The organism is Corynebacterium singulare (genome assembly GCF_000833575.1).
GTDB lineage: Bacteria > Actinomycetota > Actinomycetes > Mycobacteriales > Mycobacteriaceae > Corynebacterium > Corynebacterium singulare.
Genome location: NZ_CP010827.1, coordinates 2,043,294 through 2,061,214, shown reverse-complemented (window position 1 = coordinate 2,061,214; position 17,921 = coordinate 2,043,294). Strand labels below are relative to the sequence as shown.

The 17,921-nt window shown below is 57.4% G+C and carries 13 protein-coding genes; 2 read left to right on the top strand and 11 right to left on the bottom strand.

The window, feature by feature from the left end; all coding sequences use genetic code 11:
* Positions 1-436 precede the first annotated feature (436 nt).
* On the top strand, positions 437-1,834 hold the full coding sequence (locus CSING_RS09540; RefSeq protein WP_236683959.1) for an APC family permease: 1,398 nt from the start codon (positions 437-439) through the stop codon (positions 1,832-1,834).
* Positions 1,835-1,843: 9 nt separating this feature from the next.
* Here CSING_RS09540 and CSING_RS09535 read toward each other — a convergent pair whose 3' ends face one another.
* The 8 genes from CSING_RS09535 to CSING_RS09500 all read right to left on the bottom strand — a co-directional run bounded on the left by CSING_RS09535 (position 1,844) and on the right by CSING_RS09500 (position 13,742).
* On the bottom strand, positions 1,844-2,161 hold the full coding sequence (locus CSING_RS09535; RefSeq protein ID WP_052471412.1) for a hypothetical protein: 318 nt from the start codon (positions 2,159-2,161) through the stop codon (positions 1,844-1,846).
* Positions 2,143-3,861 (bottom strand): AIPR family protein, encoded by a 1,719-nt coding sequence (locus tag CSING_RS09530; RefSeq protein ID WP_158407803.1) that lies wholly within the window; start codon positions 3,859-3,861, stop codon positions 2,143-2,145. The genes CSING_RS09535 and CSING_RS09530 overlap by 19 nt, the downstream gene beginning before the upstream one ends.
* A 547-nt stretch (positions 3,862-4,408) precedes the next feature.
* Positions 4,409-5,548 carry a DUF3322 domain-containing protein gene (locus tag CSING_RS09525; protein ID WP_042531782.1) on the bottom strand — a complete coding sequence of 380 codons (1,140 nt, stop codon included), beginning with the start codon at positions 5,546-5,548 and terminating at the stop codon, positions 4,409-4,411.
* Positions 5,535-8,903, bottom strand: a complete 3,369-nt coding sequence (locus tag CSING_RS09520; protein ID WP_042531780.1) for an ATP-binding protein — start codon at positions 8,901-8,903, stop codon at positions 5,535-5,537. Before CSING_RS09520 ends, CSING_RS09525 begins: the two co-directional genes overlap by 14 nt.
* The gene (locus CSING_RS09515) at positions 8,896-9,546 is read right to left on the bottom strand and encodes a DUF4194 domain-containing protein (RefSeq protein ID WP_042531778.1); all 651 of its coding nucleotides are present in this window, start codon (positions 9,544-9,546) and stop codon (positions 8,896-8,898) included. Before CSING_RS09515 ends, CSING_RS09520 begins: the two co-directional genes overlap by 8 nt.
* Positions 9,543-11,015, bottom strand: a complete 1,473-nt coding sequence (locus CSING_RS09510; RefSeq protein WP_042531776.1) for a DUF3375 domain-containing protein — start codon at positions 11,013-11,015, stop codon at positions 9,543-9,545. Before CSING_RS09510 ends, CSING_RS09515 begins: the two co-directional genes overlap by 4 nt.
* A gap of 152 nt (positions 11,016-11,167) precedes the next feature.
* Positions 11,168-11,386, bottom strand: coding sequence for a hypothetical protein (locus CSING_RS09505; RefSeq protein ID WP_042531774.1), 219 nt, complete (start codon positions 11,384-11,386; stop codon positions 11,168-11,170).
* Positions 11,387-11,477: 91 nt separating this feature from the next.
* The gene (locus CSING_RS09500) at positions 11,478-13,742 is read right to left on the bottom strand and encodes a DEAD/DEAH box helicase (RefSeq protein WP_042531771.1); all 2,265 of its coding nucleotides are present in this window, start codon (positions 13,740-13,742) and stop codon (positions 11,478-11,480) included.
* Between the two features lie 722 nt (positions 13,743-14,464).
* Here CSING_RS09500 and CSING_RS09495 point away from each other — a divergent pair.
* Entirely contained in the window at positions 14,465-14,908 is a 444-nt protein-coding gene (locus tag CSING_RS09495; protein ID WP_042531769.1) for a helix-turn-helix domain-containing protein, read from the top strand.
* 9 nt (positions 14,909-14,917) lie between these two features.
* Here CSING_RS09495 and CSING_RS09490 read toward each other — a convergent pair whose 3' ends face one another.
* The 3 genes from CSING_RS09490 to CSING_RS14085 all read right to left on the bottom strand — a co-directional run bounded on the left by CSING_RS09490 (position 14,918) and on the right by CSING_RS14085 (position 17,812).
* Entirely contained in the window at positions 14,918-15,337 is a 420-nt protein-coding gene (locus tag CSING_RS09490) for an organic hydroperoxide resistance protein (protein WP_042531768.1), read from the bottom strand.
* Positions 15,338-15,398: 61 nt separating this feature from the next.
* A complete protein-coding gene (locus CSING_RS09485; RefSeq protein WP_042531767.1) occupies positions 15,399-16,727 on the bottom strand; it encodes an AAA family ATPase in 1,329 nt (442 codons plus the stop codon).
* A 71-nt stretch (positions 16,728-16,798) separates the two neighbouring features.
* A complete protein-coding gene (locus CSING_RS14085; protein WP_236683958.1) occupies positions 16,799-17,812 on the bottom strand; it encodes a GIY-YIG nuclease family protein in 1,014 nt (337 codons plus the stop codon).
* Positions 17,813-17,921 lie beyond the last annotated feature (109 nt).

Sequence of the window (17,921 nt, the reverse complement as noted above, 5' to 3'; positions counted from 1 at the left end):
GCCTATCGGACACATTTTAACCCGATGCGAGAAAGGGAGAATGGGCGAGTCTTCGGGGCGGAATAGTCATTTCTTAGGTTATGTTGCGACAGTTGCCAGCGGTAGGCGGCGTGCGTATAGACGCAAAGGGGACGTCGTCAAGCGCCTGTGCGAGTGGGGTTGGGGCGCGATCCTTGGGCTAACGCGTAGGGGGCTGGGCAAGAGTATAGAGCATCCGAGTGATTGGTGACAGAGCTCTGCAATGGCCAACATCGGTTACGTTCGTGAGGTGAGATGTGGAACCTCGTATTAAATTTAGTAGATCTACAGCACACTTAACGAGGGATCTCTAGACTTGCTAGAAACGCGCGCTGGGACTGTCCGCAAGGTCCTAGCGCCCAAGGTGAATTGTCTGGAGTGAAACTACATGTCGGAGAGTACGACACTGCGGAAGACGATGAAGCCCTCGTGGGTCTTTGCCATGGCGTTGGGTGCGGCGATTGGCTGGGGCGCCTATATCTTGCCGTTTGACTGGATGCAGAAGGCGGGGCTTGCTGGAACACTCATCGGCTTTGTTATCGGTGGCCTGATGATTGCCGTTATTGGTTTGAGCTACGGCTTTACCATTCGCGCGCTGCCGCTGACCGGTGGTGGGGTGGCGTTCGCCATGGCTGCACTCGGCCGGACTCATGCGTTTATTGCGGGGTGGGCGTTGACACTGGGGTACTCGTGCGTCGTCGCGTTGAATGCGTCGGCGGTCACGCTTATCTTTCGTGTCACGTTCCCTGAGTTGGTCATGCAGGGCGCGCTTTACGACGTCGCCGGGTGGACCATCTATCTCCCCGAAGTAGTGATCTGCTCGTTGTTCATCATTGGGTTCGCGTGGTTGAACTCTAAAGGTGCTGCACTTTCAGGCCAGTTCCAGTTCTTCGCCGTTGTGCTCATGATCCTGGCAGTGGTGGTTATTGTGGCGTCGATGGTGATCTATTACGTCGTCGAGCGCCCGGAGCTTGCCCCTGCTTTTCCCACAGATGTTCCGCCTGTTGCAGCGGTGGCGACCATCATCGCTTTTGCCCCATGGGCCTATGTGGGCTTTGATTCCATTCCGCAGCTGGCAGGCGAGTTTAATTTCTCTCCGAAGAAGGCTCTGGGGCTTTTGCTGTGGGGCATCACTGTAGCGACGCTGATCTACTTGGCGATGATGCTAGCGACGTCGATTGCCGTGGGCGCCAACCACAGCGACCTAGAGGGCGAGGCTTGGCCACCGGCAGCAGCCATCAGCGAGGTGATGGGACCAGCGGGCTTGGTTCTCATGGTTGTTGCGGTGAGCGCGGGTGTCCTGACTGGACTCAATGGTTTCTACACTGCAGCAAGCCGAGTGCTGTTTACCTTGGGCCGCGCTAATTTGGTTCCGCGCCGGTTGGGTGAGCTCAAAGGCAAGGAGCACACCCCACGCAATGCGATTCTGTTGGTATGTGCGGTGTGTTTGGTGACTCCCTGGTTCGGGCGTGCGGCGTTGACGTGGGTCGTCGATATGTCCAGTGCTGGTATCACGGTGGCGTATTTCTATACGTGCTTCTGTGCTTGGAAGATTGCGCGCACCGGGCAGGTTTCCGGGATGACAAAGCCTATAGCGCCGAACAAGTTCTATGAGTACTTCGCGCTGGCTGGGTGCATTCTCTCTATTGGATTCCTGGCGCTGCTCTTTATTCCGGGCTCGCCGGGCATGCTGGGAACAGCTCCGCTTATCGCGCTGGTGGTCTGGATTGCGTTGGGTCTGGTGTCGTGGAGCATCAAGAGCCGGCAGCTGAAGGACGTGCCGCCGGAGAAGACGGCGGCGTTGATTCTGGAATAGCGGGGTCGGTTAGTCGGTAGTGTTCAGGCGCTGCGACCAGTCGCGGGCATCCGAGGTGAAGATGGCGAACACATTGTTGTCGTCGGGGTTGCGGCAACTCAAACCGGCTAGATCGCTGCCAATCTGACAGGTGAGCTGGTAGCTCTCACCGGTAACGGGGCTCTTGGCCGTGATGTTCGCGGTGTAGAGGGGATTAACCGTGGGGTCCGCTTGGTAAAGGACAGAGTGGGCCTGTCGAAAAGCCTCAGGCAACGCTGAAGCGAATTCGAAGAAGGCAAATTCTTGAAGAATATAGGAAACTCCTCGTCCTACTCTGCTTCCAAACATGATTTGAGGAGCTCCTCTATAGGTGCACAATTTTCCCATTCGTTAGCAATCTTAGACGTAAGCTCGGACCCTTTGCAGATCTTATCGAGAGAATCATTCTGCTCAGCTGCTAGCTCTTTCGCCTGCTCTGAAACCCAATTGGTCAACGAGATAATTACCGCATCAGATGGCAAATAATCTGAAGGACAGTTCGCTGACTGCCAGCGCTGTTCTCGGACTGATACGCAGTGCCCAAGAACCCTGCAAGTCATTAAGATATAGAACTTCAGATTATTGCGAAGTCCTGGCTCCCCAGGAAGGTGCTGGAAAAGTATCCGCTCCACATTCTTCAAATTTATGGCAGCCCAGACGAAATCTTCTAACGGACGTCCATTGAAAATTTCATCGTATGTAGAATCTGTCTTAAGAAAAGAGGAAGGCCTAGCGCGGGCCGTATTTGGTTTATGCAGGAATGCGGAAATCACAGCTTGGCTCAATGCAACAACTGAGATAATCTTCATGGGAGAGACTCCTTGATTTTTCCAATAGTTCTTTCTGCGGTCGTAGTAAATAGCGTTTAGTTTTAATGCCCCTTCGATTTCCCGATGCACAGGATCAGTGGCACGGAGACTTGCTACGGAGACGGTAGTTTGACTATTTGTAGCGCGAATGATCCGGTCTTTCTCGGGGGCCTCACTCGGACTCAAAATTCGCACCAGGACCGATCTGCTGTCTGACTTTAGCTTTTCTGCATGCTCGCTAAAATAGTCGAAAATGCATCGAGAAGTCTGGAGCCCGTTGACGATCTGAACATCCCGTAGGGAATACGTTTTAGCTCGACTTATTGGAGAATCAGAAACCAGGATCGTAATACCGTTATTGAGCCACCAAAAATCAGGAGAAGCTGAATCGGATTGAAGTGTTGATATGATGTTCTCGTTGACTTCTACTTTCCCTTCGAAGTCTCGTACATTATCTTCAAAGAAGTGCTGGTTTAGTTGACCTTCTTCGTCGGTTAGAAAGTTAAAGTAGTCTGAAAGGTTTACGAGCGCCACCTTGCCCGAGGAGCTATCGAGTTCGACGTGGTACTTTAGATCGGAGTCGTACGAGGGTAAAGAATTTGATATGCAGAAGAGTTCAGCAGCTCCCGTGAAAAGTGTTTGAACCTTTGCGTTGGAAAAAATTCCCCGCAAGTGCCTCTCGAGGACTTCAAAGGCTCCTCTCGTGTCGTCGTGGGGTGCCCTATCAGAAAAAGTGGAATAATTGATTTCTATTTCCAATTCGGGGCGCTTGGTGACTGCCAGCTGCCAGAATTCCTTGATTTCTCTCATCTTTTTAGCGAAAGTTTTATTATATATCCTTGATGGTTTTTCCTCACTTTCATTAAAGAGGTCACTAAAAGTTGATAGTAGAGCATTTGCCGCTTTAGCTTTAAAGCCAGTTTCCTTTTTTGCCTGGCCGAAGATGAACTTCATTTTGCTGTTCTTGGGAATTGACGACAGGTCGGGTTCTTCTAGATTGTCGAATACGGTGTCGTTAACAATTACGTGCGCCCAGTCGATTCCGCCGTCACCGCCGTCGCCTGTGAGACTGTCCTCGAGGAAGTCTGTGTCGAAATCATATTGCTTAATGGCACAAAAAGATGTAAAAAGTTCAAACTGTTTAGATTCTTCCATTTCTGGATAATGTTCGGCAAACGTTTCAAACTGTTGCTTTGCCATTCGGACAGTCAGGCTGTCAGGCATAATTGAGCCTCTCTGTATGTAAGATTCGGTTATCGCAAGGGGGAAGTATGCGGTATGGGAAGCGTTTCTTATACTAGTGTATTGATATGTGGCGCGGGTTGTGTTTGGGTGAGGTTTAAAGGGGCTACCTTTAGGGTGGGGCGAACACTGTTGTGCACTTAATGTAAACACCTGTTTCGGAAAATCATAGGGTGTCTTCGTCTTTGGAAATCATTGTTTGTGTATATTCGTCAATAGACTAGTTTGGCTTTAAGTAATATTGCTAAAAGTGAGATGTTTTTGGTCGTGTAGTGGTTTGTCGTCCGGTGCATTTTGGGAGCCTCGTGGGAATATTGGTAGCCGAGCTTTAGGTAGGAAGGCCCTCAAACGTAGTATTTGTTGCCATCATATCTATGAGGTGCTCGGAAGAATGGTAGGCCTAGAATCGGGATTGTTTGGGTTGGAATTACTAGATATTTTATTGTCAAGAAGCGTCGTCTCCGGAGGTTATTTCAACTAGAAGTTTTAGTGATGAGTGTATCTATCATTTTGACGCTTTAAATTTTCTTTCAATTATTTCACTTGTATAAATGAACGGAATCCGCTCCTGCTCAATGCGCACCCGGCCCGCGGTGAAGAGTTGGCGGTAGGCGCGCTGCTCTTCGGTGGTGAGGTGGGTAAGTGTGGCGGAGCCGTCGCCGGGGTCGGGGACGGCCAGGTGCTGGAATTCAGTGACGGTGGCTGTGTCCATGAGCAGTGACGTCGTGTGGGGGAAATGGGCGCGTACGGCGTTGAGGATGGCAAAGCCGGCGGCGTCGAGGTCGCCCCAGTAGGTGATGTCGGTGTGGTTAAGCCAGCCCAGTGCGTGGAGTTGGTGAGCGGCGGTGCCGGCACCGAGGAGGGCGATGGTGGGAGGGGAGGCTTCGGAAAGCATGGGCAAGGCCAGGAAGGTTTGTTTGTTCTCCACGATGAGGACGCGGGGAGGGGTGGTCGTGAAGAGGTGGGCTGCGTGGGCTAGGGGGATTTCGACATCGTTGAGCGCTGGAGCGTGGTTGAGGTAGCGCAGGCGGATTCGGGTGTCGCTGCGGCGCAGACCCAAGTCTGTGATGCCAAACGGCGCGAGGAGTGTGAGGAGCAGGCGGCGGTGGGTACCAATCCACTTGCCGTCCACACCCTCGACCGGCACGGCGCGTTCCCACTCGCCGGAGTCAGGGTTGGCGCGCAGCCAGGTCAGGCACGGTGCGAGGCAGCGCAGGTCGTAGGCGCTTAAATCCTTCCACTGGTTATAGGAGCGGTGGACGGTGTGGGCGAAGTCGGGGGAGCCCGGGAATATGGCGGCAATGCTGTGCGCTCGTTCACGGGCGCGGACGTACTCGGCGTTGAGGCCCGCAGCATCGGCGATGCGTTCGGCGCCGGTGATTGTGATGCGGGTCGGGATGGTGTTCGTGCCGAGGCCCGCGCGTGACCAATTGCGGGAGGCGTAGATAACCTCCTCCTGGTGGGGCCAGCGCTGCCAAGCGCGGACAAAGTTCTGTGCGGCGTCGATATCGCGGGCGGCAGCAGCAGCGGTGGGCGGGTGCAAGGGCCAGTCGACGCACAAGGAATCCGGATCTGCGAGTGCTTCGGCAAAGTGGTTGCGTAGGTATTTCGCGGCGTGGTCTTGCAGATCTTTAGGGCTGCGCATGGTCGGGGTCCTGGTAGGTGGAGGCGTCGATAAGCGAATAGCCCGTGCGCGCCTGTGGGCGGCCATTGATGGTGGGTTCGTCGTACTTGACCACAATCGTGCCATCGACGTAAGGAGATAGCGTCTGGATGAGCTTGAAAGGGGTAGCCAGAATCATGTGGAAGCCAAAGGACGTAAAGACCGACATGGCCGTGCGCGTGAACGTGGGATCGGCGCGGTCAAAGGCCTCATCCAAAATGATGGAGCCATAGGTGGGCACGTCCTGATCAGGCTCCGCCAGCCGGAAGCGCAGGGCCGCGGCCAGGCAGAAGAAGACGAGCTTTTGCGCCTGGCCGCCAGACAGTGAGGCGGAATCCTGGTAGGTGTTGGCCGTGGTGCCATCCGGGTAGCACTCGCGGCCGACGAAGCTGACGTGCTTGCGGGTATCCAGCACCACGTTGCGCCAGCGGATATCCTCCGGCTGGCTGGAGCCCAAGCGGCTCAAGATCTTGTCCAAAGCGTGGTAGCGCGCAAGGGCGGCCTCTGTATCATCTTCGCTGATTTCGCCCAAACTGTGGGAGGTGGCGGCATCAAGATCCCGCTGGAAATCCTGGACCACCTGGCCGCGGGCGTCCTTGACGTCGATGCGCAAGGTGCGCTCCCCATTGAAGGGCGAGCGCTCCAGGGACTTGTTGATGAACTCCATGCGCATCTCAATATCGCTGCGCGCACGGCGCAAGTCCGTGGTGAGGTGCGAGAGGTTACGCACGGTGGAGCCGTTGAGCAGCTCGAGGAATTGGGAGCGGAAATCCGCCAGGCGGTCCGCGCGCAGGAACCGGAGTTTCTCTATGCCCTCGCCGGCGAAGCTCGCCTGCGGCTCAAGGTCCGCGGCCTCCGCTGGCCACTGGGCCAGATACGTGTGGAGGACGGAGACAATTTTCGCGTTGGCGTCCTCTATGCTGCGCGTGGCGGTCCGGGCGGTGCTCTGGAGGCTGGCCTGCACTTCATCGCGCCGGGCGTCGATGTCATCGATGGTGAGCTTGCGCTTGCCTTTGTGCAGGGCCTCTTCGACAGCCTTCGCGATGTCCTGGTCCTCGATGTCAGGCACGGTGCCAATGATGCGGCGGCGCTTTGTGGAGTGCTCTAGCTCGTTTTCGATGTTGCCCAGGTGTTTCTGGGCGGCGTTCTGCCGGGCGCGTGCGTCCTTGAGCTTGGCCTTGGCCTGCTCGTGGGCTGCGGCTAAGGCTTGGGCCTCCGGGGAGGAGGCCAGCGAGTCATACTGCTCCTGCAGATCCCGCCGGCGAGCCTCGGCGGAGGCGGTGTCAATGTCCTGGAAGGAGGTTTCCAGCACCTGCTGGGCTTTATCGCGCTGGGAGCGCAGAATGTCCATCTTCCGGTTGAGGTTTTGAACCTGCTTGGCCGTGGCACGAGCGGTGGCCTTGGCCTCCGTGAGCTGGGCGCGCAGCAGCTCAATCTTGGCGGTGTTGGTGGAACCCACCCGGTACCAGGCAGTGCCGCTAAAACGCTTGCGGTCATCCTTGATGAAGCGGGTTGAGCCGTCCTTATCCTTGGGGCGGCTTTCCAGGCCATCGCGCGTTACCGCCGGGGTGGTGGTGACCTTGTCTAGCTCCGCAACCGAGTCCACACACTCGTAGTTGAAGCGGCGCGAAATATGTTGGCGAACCCAGTGCGCCATGGCGTGGTCCTGGAATTCCAGCTTGTGGATAAGCTGCCGCGGGCTGCGTGCGGACGCCGGTGGTGAAGCAAACTCCGGAATGGTGCGGTACTCCAAACGGGTGCCCACGTTGCGCGAATTGACCCACTGGTTGATGGTGTCGCGGGCGGCCTCGGGCACCAACAGGGTGGCCGCAAAACCGTGAAGGAGCTTTTGAATTACCGGTTCCCAGTCCGCCTGCTGCGGGCTGATATCGATGAGCTCGCCGGCGAAGGGAAGCTCGGATTCGGCATAGCCGGTATCGCGAGCCAGCTGGGAGCGCAGTTCTACTAAGGCTTTGTCGATGTTGGTGCGCCGGGAGCTAAATGAGCGCAGCTCGCTATCGAGCGCGGCGCAGGCGGTGGCAGCGTCGCGGGCGGCTACGCCGGCTTCCTGTTGCTCGTTGGTGAGTTTGGCGAAGTCAACCTCAAAATCTGCGATGCGCAGCTTCGCGTTGGCTTGCAGCTCGGCGAAGCCGTGCGGGCTGAACTCATAATCATCGGTCCACGCTCCAGCGGCCGCAGCCAGGCGTTGGAATTCCTTCGTGCGGTGCTCAATTTCTTTGTCCGCAGTTTCCATCTTGGCGCTTAAGGCATCGAGCTCGCCAGCGCTGAGCTGGGTAACAGCCACCGCGGCCAGGCGTTCGGCGTCATCCAAGTGTGCGACCTCCGCGTTAAGGGCTTCGGCCTGGGACTGGGCCTCTGCCAGCTGTGCTGTGAATGCGCGGATGAGGTAGTCCAATTCTTCCGCCACCAGGCGCGTGCGTACTGCCGGCAGCGCCTCACTCATGGCCTCTGCTTTCTCCTTATCCGCTTCAGCGCTAGACCGCTGAGAGTGAAGTTGGGGCAGCGGCGCGAGCGTATCTATCTGCGCCTTGACGTCCTCAACCCGCAGGTAGGCCTGGCGCAAATCCTCAAACTGTTCCACGGCTTCATCCGCTCTGGTGAAGGTATCCGGCACATCCAGCATGTAATCCCTAAAGAGCTGGTCCAGGCTGGACAGAGACTTCGCGGATTGCGTGCGGTGAAGAAGGAGCTGGCCCTCCACATTCTTAATACCTAAGCGTTTGCGGAAGCGGTCCGCAAACGTGGCGTAGGTTGGCGTAAAGGACGCGCCGGGGCCCTTATACAGCGCTCTGATCTTGCGACTATCCAGGCTGCGGGTGAGCAAGGGGCTGAGCTTATCGACGTCCTCATCGCCCGGCACCAGCCCGTACAACTTCTTTACCTGGCCTACGGAGTTCTCCCCGCCATTGAGGCGAAAAATGGCGATGAGGGTGTGCTGCTTGCCTTGGCCGTTGTCATAGGTCAGCGCCACGACCGAGTTTGTGGCACCTTCGCGCAGGTATTCCGGGGTAATCTCACCGGTCTGCGTATTCTCCTGCTGCCGCCACGCTCCGCGCACGTAGGAGACCAAATTGCGGCCGTTGTGCCGCCCGAGGTCTTGCTGCGAGGCCGCGTTGAATTTCACGTGGTTCTGGGGGACAAGGACCGCTGACATGGCATCCAGCAGCGTGGATTTACCTGAGCCCGAACCACCAGTGATGAGGAAACCTTTCCGCGCTACCGGGATGGAAAAATAGCCGTGGAAGGTTCCCCAATTGATGAGCTGGATGCGGCTGATGCGGAACTGGCCTGGGTAAAGGTCCGTGTGCTTAGTCATCTGAGGTGTCCTCCTCGGTATCCTCGGCTCGCGCCAGGCGGGCGTATTCATCCCGGATGGCGGTGACCGTGGAGGCGTCGAAAAGCTGGCGCAGCACCGGCGAAACTTCTAACCGGCCTTCGGTCTCCGTCGCGCTCAGCAGGGAATAGTCATTCTGGATGCGCTTTATTGCTGCGTTGAAGCGCTTGGTGAATCCGGCCTCGTCGCGGTTATCCACCGCGCGGACATAGCCGATGCTCTCCCGGAGATCTTCTACGTCAACGATGACGCGCTCGCCGGGCAATGCGAGGCCGAGCTCCTGGCGCAGGTTCAACAAGATAGCGGTATCGATGTGCTTGAGCTTGTCCGTGCGCAGCACTTGCGGGATGCTCAGGCTGTCCTCTTCCACCATGCGAGTAAAAGCAAATCCCTCGGTCTCATCGATGACGAGCTCCAAAAACACCTCGTGCAGCCGGGCACGCAGATTCTCTTCATCAGAGATAATTGCTGACCACAGCACTGGCTCCTTCTGCGCGCGGATAAGTGGGCCCTGGAGCAGCTGCACCAAGGCGCGGCGCGAGTGGTAGGTCAACGTTCCTTTGTCGTGCTCCCACAGCGGGGGCTCGTGCGCGGAATCCACGCGGGGGCTGTTGGCGGTGGTCACTGAAGCTCCTCAACGGTTGTGTGATCGAAATACATAGTGGGAATCTGCGCGGCACGAAGAGAACCGTCTTCTTCGGTCCATGTGACCTTTTCACTGACCTCCCGCACCGCAGGCAGCGGATGTTGGTCAGCAATGTGGACCAATCCCACCACGCTGGCGAGACCCTGTGTTGCGGGATGGGCCTGCAAGACTTGGGCGATGGTGCACGGGCCAGAGTCGCTCACAGTCTGCCGAATCGCCTCGTGCAGCTCCTCGAAATCGATCTCGGACTCGCGTACCAGCTCGTAAAGGGCGTGTGCGTCGTCTTCGCCCGGTTGGTAGGCCACGGGTGCTTCCTCCACGACCTCCCGTCCAGGGTTAGCCAGACGAATGCGGGAGACCGAGTGAATAGACATGCCGATGCGCTGCAGGGGCGTGTCCATTCGGTGAAAGGCTTTGAGCTCACTAGTTTGCGCGGCATCAATGGCCATGCCGCGGGCTTCCCGCAGCAGCTCAATCATGCGCCGGTCCTCCGCGAACTGCTCCGAGGACACGTAGTGGCGCAGGCTGCGAGCCAAACCCGTCATGGTCTGGTTGACCTCAAAGCTGGTTTCTTCCATATCGCGAAAGAGACGGCGCAGCTGCTGGCGCCGCTCCGGCGTGATGTCTTTCCCGGCGTCGCTATCGAGCACCTGCTCAATCCACTGGTCCAGCCAGGCGCTGCGCTCCCTATCCATAAGGAGGGAATAAAAGCCCTGGAAGCTGCGGCCCGCATCCGATTCTGCGATGTGGTCCACGCCGTTGAAGATCTCCTCCAGCACGTCACCGCGGTAGCCCTCCGGATCCAAAAGCTGCCGGCGCAGCTGGTGGTTGAGTGCTTCAAGATCGTGGCGGACTCTGGCGAAATCGCTCGGTACCGCCATAGCCATATTGAGCACATCCTGGACTCGCTCCTCAGTCTCGGCGGCAGTGAGCCTTTCAAACTGACCCAGTTGTGCTTTTTCAATCTCGTGGTCAATGCGTGCGCGTTCTGCCTCCAAACTGGCCACGCGGCTGGCGATGTCCTCATTGGTATCCCGCGCCAACCTCTGCAGCGCTGAGCTAATTGATTCCACACGCGAGGCCGTCACTGTGGTCACCGGTTGTTCCCAGCGCTCAATGGCTTCCAACGCCGATAGGGCTTCCTCGCTGGGCTCGAGTGTTTCACCACGTGTACTCCTTCCGGATTTACGCACCAACCAACCGGCCTTGACCCAGTCATTGCAATAGTTTTGTGGGGTGCGCGGCATGGGAAACTCGCTGGCAATCACCTCGAAATCGGTGACCATGAGCTCATAGACTTCCGCCGCCGGACGCGCCCGTGTGCCGCGTGGAAAGTACTCCGCAATCAACGCTAGAATCACCGGCGCATTATCCGCAGCGAGGAGCCGAATCGCGGCGGAATCATGCATCAAGCGCCGGAGTGACAGCGCGCGTGCTTCAACAGACATGATTCGATTCTGACAGGTGTGCCGGACATGCGCAGCGAAGACTGGCTCAAATATTCGAAGCCCGCTGTCTGGCATTCGACCTGCAGAGCGCAGGTCAAAATAATCACGCCCACGGAGGCGGGGCCATGAGCGAGGCTTTAGGCTGTGTCCTCCTAGTCGCCTTGCAGCTCAACGCTGCCCATGAAATACCGTGAATGCGACTTTTTCAAGGATTCCAGGGAGGGTGATGAGATGTGGGCGATCTCAATATCAGGATCGTAGATTGCTGCTTCGCGGCGGAGGCGTTCCTTAAGCGCTTCAGCTGAATCCGAAACTTGTTTGATGAAAGACTCGCCTGAGCGACGTTTGTAGGTTATTACAAATTCAGCCACTGTGCTGCTCCGATTCATCTGGCTGTCCAACAAGGACTTCAGTTGTGCATGGCCCCTAATCTAGTAGGAATCGGCCATGCACGGGGAAACCCTAAATATCATTGCGAGTGAATCCCTGCTTGGCTATGGTCGAACTTCTCTTTCTGAAGGCCGAGGCGAGGGCAGGGACGTTGGTATCGAGAAAGTCGTGGACGGTGGCGGAGACGTTCTCCTTGTCATCAGCATCGCGAGTGATTCGGCCAACCTGCTGAATGACAACGCCACGGAAGCTTACAGGCGCTGCCAGGACAAGAGTATCGAGTGCGGGAAGATCAATGCCTTCGCCGGCTACCTGGGACATGGCTAAAAGGACAAAATGTGGTGTTGCGGCAAGTTTCTCACGAACGGCTTGCCTCTCGCTTGCCTTTTGTCCGCCGTGCAGTTGAAGGACAGGGAAGGGGGCGTCGGAAAGCAATGCGTTGAGGGCTGCCAGGTGTTCGCGTCGTTTCACTAGTACAAGGACATTCTGCTCGTCCTGCGCGGCTCGTGTGATGACATCGGCGATGAGTTGGTTGCGGTGTGCATCAGCCGCCAGAGCGGTGTCGAGATCGGGCCAGAACAGGTAAGGAGCATCGTAAGTGAACTCCGTGTTGTGGACTACATAGTCGCGGCGTCCGGGGCGTTCGAGCTCGACGGTATGGCGGATAGGGCCGCAAATGAGGGGAAGCAGCTTATCGAGTCCGTCGGAACGGTAGGGCGTCGCGGTCATACCGAGCATGAAACGAACGTTGAGGTGAGCTAGAACGTTGGTTAAACCCGCAGCGCCGACTCGGTGGCATTCGTCAACAATGATGTGGCCATAGGTGGAGAGAAAACCAGTCTTGGAATCATTGCGGCTGATGGATTGGGCAGTGACAATGTCTACCACGCCGCTGAGCTTCTTCTTGGCACCGGAGTATTGGCCTATCTGTACTTCCGGGAGAAACTGCTTGAGTGCTTGGCGCCATTGGGTAGCCAGCTCCCTCGACGGAACTATCACCGCCGTGGGGACTGAACGCTCGGCGATGATTGCGCACGCCATGACAGTCTTTCCAGTGCCGGGAGGAGCAATGAGCATTCCCGACTTATGTTTGAGCACCTTTTTGACGGCGGACTGCTGGTAGGGGCGTAGTTCACCGACAAATGATGCATCGATGCGCCGGGGCTTGGGCGTACGGCCGCGGCGTACGGCGGTATATCCTGCAGTCTTCAAAATGCCGAGGACATCATCGAGCGTGCCGCGGTCGAGCGTGAGGACTTGGTCCTTCTCATCGAAACGTACGATGAGCCGTGGAGTGCCAAAAGTGGAGAAACGCTGAGCCTGCTTTATATAAAACTGCGGGTTGGCAATAGCACCTAGGTGTCGCAGGGCCGTACGGGTGGTGGCGTCGACGCCCGATAAATCGACGTGGACGTGTGAATCGTGCGTGACATGGACCTTTCCGGCGGCCTTGAGCTTCTTCAGCTCTTCGCGGGTGGGTGCCTGGGGGAGGGATGTCTCGGGATCGGGCTGAAGTACAGCGTAGATTCTCTTGAGTTCGGAAAGCGTTGACTTCTTCGTTCTTGCCAAAGCTTCGAATTGGTCTGGCAAGGGTTGAAACTCATGATCGACGAAGACTGTTGTGCCTTCGGATCGATGGTGGCCTGCTAATGGGAGGGCAATCAGATTGCCGAAACCGCGGCCTTTCGCCGGCAGTGTGTCTTGGGATGGAAAGAACCGGTCGAAACTAGAGAAGTATGAATCCGGACTAGCCTTGGCAAGAAGCCCGATGCCTACAGAACGAGCGAGGCTGGCGGGAATAGGTTCGCCGAAGAATACCCAGACGTGGGCTCCGTTCCCAGAGCGCGATACTTCAATGAGCGGGTCGAGGCCCTGGTTCCTGCATTCTTCCGCGTAGGCGCGGGCAGCTTGCTTGAAGTCGTCATCATCAAAATCGCAGCACAATAGCCGGCAGCTATCATCTGTACACAGTGGATAAAGCCCGACGTGGAAGCGGTTGTCTCGGCGCAGATGTCCTTCGATCACCTTCGGTGTTAGGGGTTTTAGGTTGGGATTTCTTCGGTCATAGTAGCCATTGCTGGCCGGATACCAGGCCTTCTTTCCCGCAGTACTTTTAGCCACTGCGTAGACGTCTGTCCGCCCTGTGAAGTAATCCATGAAGAGTGCGATCTTCTCCTCCGGTGAGCGCCTTTCGGTATGAACGGTTGCCGGCGGCGGTGTGTCTGCGGTACTAGGGCGCGAAGGAGTATGACCGAGGGTCTGCAGTAGTTGGGCTACCTGGGACTCCAATTCGCTCACGCGAGTCTCAAGCGCTCGGAGGCGTTCCTGTTCAGTCATGGTGTGTGTTCCTTGTGCGTCGGAACTAGTTTATCGGACGGTGTGCGGCTAAGAGTCTTGTCGGCTTGGTGTTGTATTGCTTAGAATAAGCGCACGACGAGCCGGTTACCGGAACGTTGTCGCCTGGAGCCGCGTAGGCTCCAGAGCTTTTTGGTGGGCCTTCTGGGCGCAGTGATGGAGTGCGTGCCTTGACAGTCAAGCCCTGATTCTGGCAGGAGTGCCGGACATGCGCAGCAAGTGGAGCATTGGAGTGGCCTCTAGACATTCGCACATAACTCGGTTGTCATTAAGAAGAGTCTCACTGATAGGTGAAAGACGTTTCAAGTGTAAGTGTCATGCTGGGAAAGGAGCGCTGAAGGCTTCCTCTACTCAGATTCTCCACGACGGCTAATCTCTGAGATAAGCAGAACTGACTACTGAGGGACAACGGAGGGATTAAATTGACAAAGTCAACCGTTTCAAAGCCAGGCAACATTAATACTTCTGTAGCTCAGGTACAGAACATGGATGAGGAAGACCGTCGCCGCTACGTCGAGTACTTAGGGCGGGAGATTGCCAATTGGTCCGCGGATCTTAACCGCCGTCTAGCTTGACCAAAGGGCTTAGGGGGTGCCGAATTGGGGTAGTTTGTGGTTACGTACGTGCGGTATGGCTACGATTGGAGGGGATTTCACTTGTAAGTGAAAGAGTTGTTATTGGCGGCAAGAAGGAAAGGAGTGTTAATGGCCTCCGCTACAGTGATCAATGACCAAGTGATGATCGACGAAGCTACGGTAGAGAGCCTCAAGGCGCTACCTTCCCTCGGCGCCGCGACCTTTGAAGCCGCGGATACAGAAGGGCGCGCGGTTGCGCTACCTCTTGATGTGCAACGACTGATTTCTCAAATCTTGTCCTCTGTTGCGCAGCGCGGTGAAGTTACTATTTCACGCGTACCCGAAGAGCTTACTAGTACGGTCGCTGCGGAAATTTTAGGAGTTTCCCGCCCGACGCTCATGAAGTGGGCAAAAGAGGGAAAGATAGCGACCCACAAGCGCGGAACGCACAACCGTTTTAAGCGTGACGATGTTCTGAAATTGAAACAGCAGCGCACCGAGGAACGGATGCAGGCATTCCGCGAGTGGAGAGAATTCGAAGAAGAAAGCGAACTCTCTTCTGCCGATTACTAACTGGCGATCCTAGTCCTCCGCCACAGTGATCTTGACGTCGATGTTGCCGCGGGTGGCCTTGGAGTAGGGGCAGACCTCGTGGGCGGCGTCGGCAAGCGCCTGTGCTTCGTCCTGCTCCACACCGGGGATGGTGACCTCAAGCTCGGCGCTGATGAAGAAGCCCTCGGAACCGTTGTTGAGGGTCACGCGCGCGCCGACGGCGGAGTCGGTGACGTCGACGTCCTTGTCCTTGGCCACAGCCTTGAGCGCGGAGTGGTAGCAGGCGGCGTAACCAGCCGCAAAGAGCTGCTCCGGGTTAACACCCTCACCGCTGCCGCCCATCTCCTTCGGGGCGGTCATGGTGAAGTCAAGATCGGAGTCCTGAACTACGGCGCGGCCATCGCGGCCGTCACCAGTGGACAGAGCTTCGGTGGTGTAGACGGCGGTCATGGTGATTCCTTCCTGTCGGGGATATGTGGCCGCCGATTGTACGCCCAAAAGGAGGGATGTTTCAGGCCCCGGCCATGACAAGTTCCTTGAGGGCGTCGAGCGCCTCGCGGGAGGCGGTGCCGTAGCGCTCAGTGAGGAAGCGGTGGGTGGCGTCGGGGTTGTCGAGGGAGACATCAGCGAGGTTGAGCAGCTCAGACTCGCCGGCTGGAGTCTTTTCCACGGACCAGAATCCCTCCGGCTTAAGACCCAGCTCGGAGGCGCGCTCCAGCACGCTGAAGGTGTGGGAGGCGAACACGAGCTGCGCACCGTTGACGTTGATGGTGGGTTCGCGGAAGGCCTGGATGATGAAGTCCAGCAGGGCTGGGCGGAGGGAGGAGTCCAGCTCATCGGCCACGAGGATGCCGCCACGGCGCAGCACATCAAGCACGAGCGGTGCGGTGGCCATCCAGTTCTGCGTGCCGCCGGACTCGTCGGTGAGTTTCAGTGAGTAGTGAGTGGCCTCGCCCTTGTGTTCCACGATGATGGCGTGCAGCAGGGACTCGATTTCGGCGTCGGAGTAGATGAGGAACTCGTCGGGACGCCGGATAGCGCCGTCGGTGCTGCTTAATGCGTCGATGACCGGGTGCATCTGCCGGAAGACATGTTCTGCGATGTGGTCCTGGTTGAGGCGCACGGAGTGGATTTCGTTATCGGCCGCGCGCAGCAGTGGCGCCGCCTCGTGCAGGCGTAGTTTGCCCTCCCGGATAAGTTCGATGAACCGATCGGTGCTGCTCAGCGCGGAATGCGCGTGTGGCAGGTACGCCACGTCATGCACCAGCGCGCGGGCCAGCGGGGCAAGAACGGGGTGCTCATCGCGCAGGCCGACGGAGAGCAGCAGCTCGGTGTCCTCAACGGGGCCAAGCTTGGCGACGTCCCCCTTATCCATAAACGTCCGCGTCCACTGCGTTTCCTCCCCGCGGCTGCGTGCAAAGCACGGCGTCCAGCGGTTGGCCGGAACACGGCTGAGCCACTCAGAATGCACACCGGTGTAGCTCCACAGGAAGCCGTAGAGGTAGCGCACGCCGTCGACTTCAAATTCCAGCTCGAAGGTGCTGGGTCGGCGCTGCGTGGTTGGGTCGAGGCGAAATGGTGCGTGGGGAAGTTGGTTGGGCTGGGCGGCCTCGCGCCATGTTGTTGCCGAGGATGACACCGCTCGAAGAGCAAAGTTCAGCGCTTCCAGCACGCTGCTTTTTCCCGACGCCGTTGGCCCCACCAACACGGTTATCGGCTGGCTGACCTGTGCCCAGCCCCCTTCGGGTGGTGTTGAATGCTTCCAGTGCTGATACAAGGTCAGCGTTTGGGTGGCGCGGATGCTGCGGAAATTCGACACGCTGAAGGAAAGGAGCCTCATGCCCGCCACGCTACAAGCTCAGGCGTGGGCATGCAGGGGAGTTCGTTGTGATCCGTGCACGAGAAGGAAGCTTAAGAGACGATAGTTTCATAGGCACAGCCGGCTAGTGCTGAGCTGTGCCAACGGCGGAAGAGGTTGGAGGGGCGCTCACGCATCATGGTGACGGCGAAATCGCGGGCGTCGGAAAGCACTTCAGGCGGTAAGGCCGCGAAGGTCTCTTCGAGTTGGCCAATGGGGTAGTAGTAGGCCTCCGTCGTTGTGACTTCGTACTCGTGGAACATCACCAGATACGGAGGTTCGGAGCACAAGCCGATATCGTCCCTGGCTTCCTCAAGATTTATGTCCTCCGGCATGAAGAGGTTGAAGAAACCTGTGCCCAGGGAGAACCTGTCCCGAAATTCTGGTTCAAGATCCGCGATGTGGTCGAGGATGTTGTGACGGGGAAAAACTAGGAACTCCAGGATGCCCGTGTTGAGGGTGGCATAGCGTCCGCCTGCGGTCGAGGGGTAATCAGATAAAGTCCAGTAGGTCTTCTCCGTTTCGGGTGCCACCGGGATGATGTTCTCCAGTGCGAAGGTGAGATCCTTGAGCACGGCTTCCGCTACATCCTGCGGTGCGCGGGCAGTGAGTTTCGTGCCTTCAGCGTTCTGCGCCGCTTCGATAAACGCTGCGTGGTCTTTAGAGGAAGGCTCCCAGTCTCCCAAAATCCAATGCTTTTGCTCGGTGATGGTGACGATGGAATCGAGTGGGCTGGGACCGACAGAATCGATGACGCCCCGCCTATTGCGAAGAGGAACGCCGGCCTCAACCTGGCGCGCAATCTCCTGGGCCTCAAGCGCGTCAAGCTCGAGCGGTGGTGCCGGCGCAAAGGATAAGGCAACTACGTCACCCCATGGGATGTGGTGACGTGATCCGTGAGTGTGGTTGGCAAAGCGCTTGACAACGTCGATGGACTGGCCGACATACTTCGATCCGTCTTCGAAGTCGATGACATAGATGCCGCAGCGACCGTCTGCGGGGATGAGCGGGCTGATTCCGGTAGTGGAATTGACCTTCCAAAGCGTGAAGTTAAGAGGAGAGAGCATGGTGTAACTCTAAGCGATTCAGCGATGCCACGCGGAGCTTCTCGGATGGCGTAAAAGAAATCCCCGCTGACGCGGGGAAGTGGTGATGGTAGACATCAGCAAGGGCTCA

Excerpts from the sequence above, each read along its gene's own strand:
- CSING_RS09540 (WP_236683959.1), top strand. The coding sequence starts at position 437 with ATGAAGCCCTCGTGGGTCTTTGCCATGGCGTTGGGTGCGGCGATTGGC.
- CSING_RS09535 (WP_052471412.1), bottom strand. The coding sequence starts at position 2,161 with ATGTTTGGAAGCAGAGTAGGACGAGGAGTTTCCTATATTCTTCAAGAA.
- CSING_RS09530 (WP_158407803.1), bottom strand. The coding sequence starts at position 3,861 with ATGGCAAAGCAACAGTTTGAAACGTTTGCCGAACATTATCCAGAAATG.
- CSING_RS09525 (WP_042531782.1), bottom strand. The coding sequence starts at position 5,548 with ATGCGCAGCCCTAAAGATCTGCAAGACCACGCCGCGAAATACCTACGC.
- CSING_RS09520 (WP_042531780.1), bottom strand. The coding sequence starts at position 8,903 with ATGACTAAGCACACGGACCTTTACCCAGGCCAGTTCCGCATCAGCCGC.
- CSING_RS09510 (WP_042531776.1), bottom strand. The coding sequence starts at position 11,015 with ATGTCTGTTGAAGCACGCGCGCTGTCACTCCGGCGCTTGATGCATGAT.
- CSING_RS09500 (WP_042531771.1), bottom strand. The coding sequence starts at position 13,742 with ATGACTGAACAGGAACGCCTCCGAGCGCTTGAGACTCGCGTGAGCGAA.
- CSING_RS09495 (WP_042531769.1), top strand. The coding sequence starts at position 14,465 with ATGGCCTCCGCTACAGTGATCAATGACCAAGTGATGATCGACGAAGCT.
- CSING_RS09490 (WP_042531768.1), bottom strand. The coding sequence starts at position 15,337 with ATGACCGCCGTCTACACCACCGAAGCTCTGTCCACTGGTGACGGCCGC.
- CSING_RS09485 (WP_042531767.1), bottom strand. The coding sequence starts at position 16,727 with ATGAGGCTCCTTTCCTTCAGCGTGTCGAATTTCCGCAGCATCCGCGCC.
- CSING_RS14085 (WP_236683958.1), bottom strand. The coding sequence starts at position 17,812 with ATGCTCTCTCCTCTTAACTTCACGCTTTGGAAGGTCAATTCCACTACC.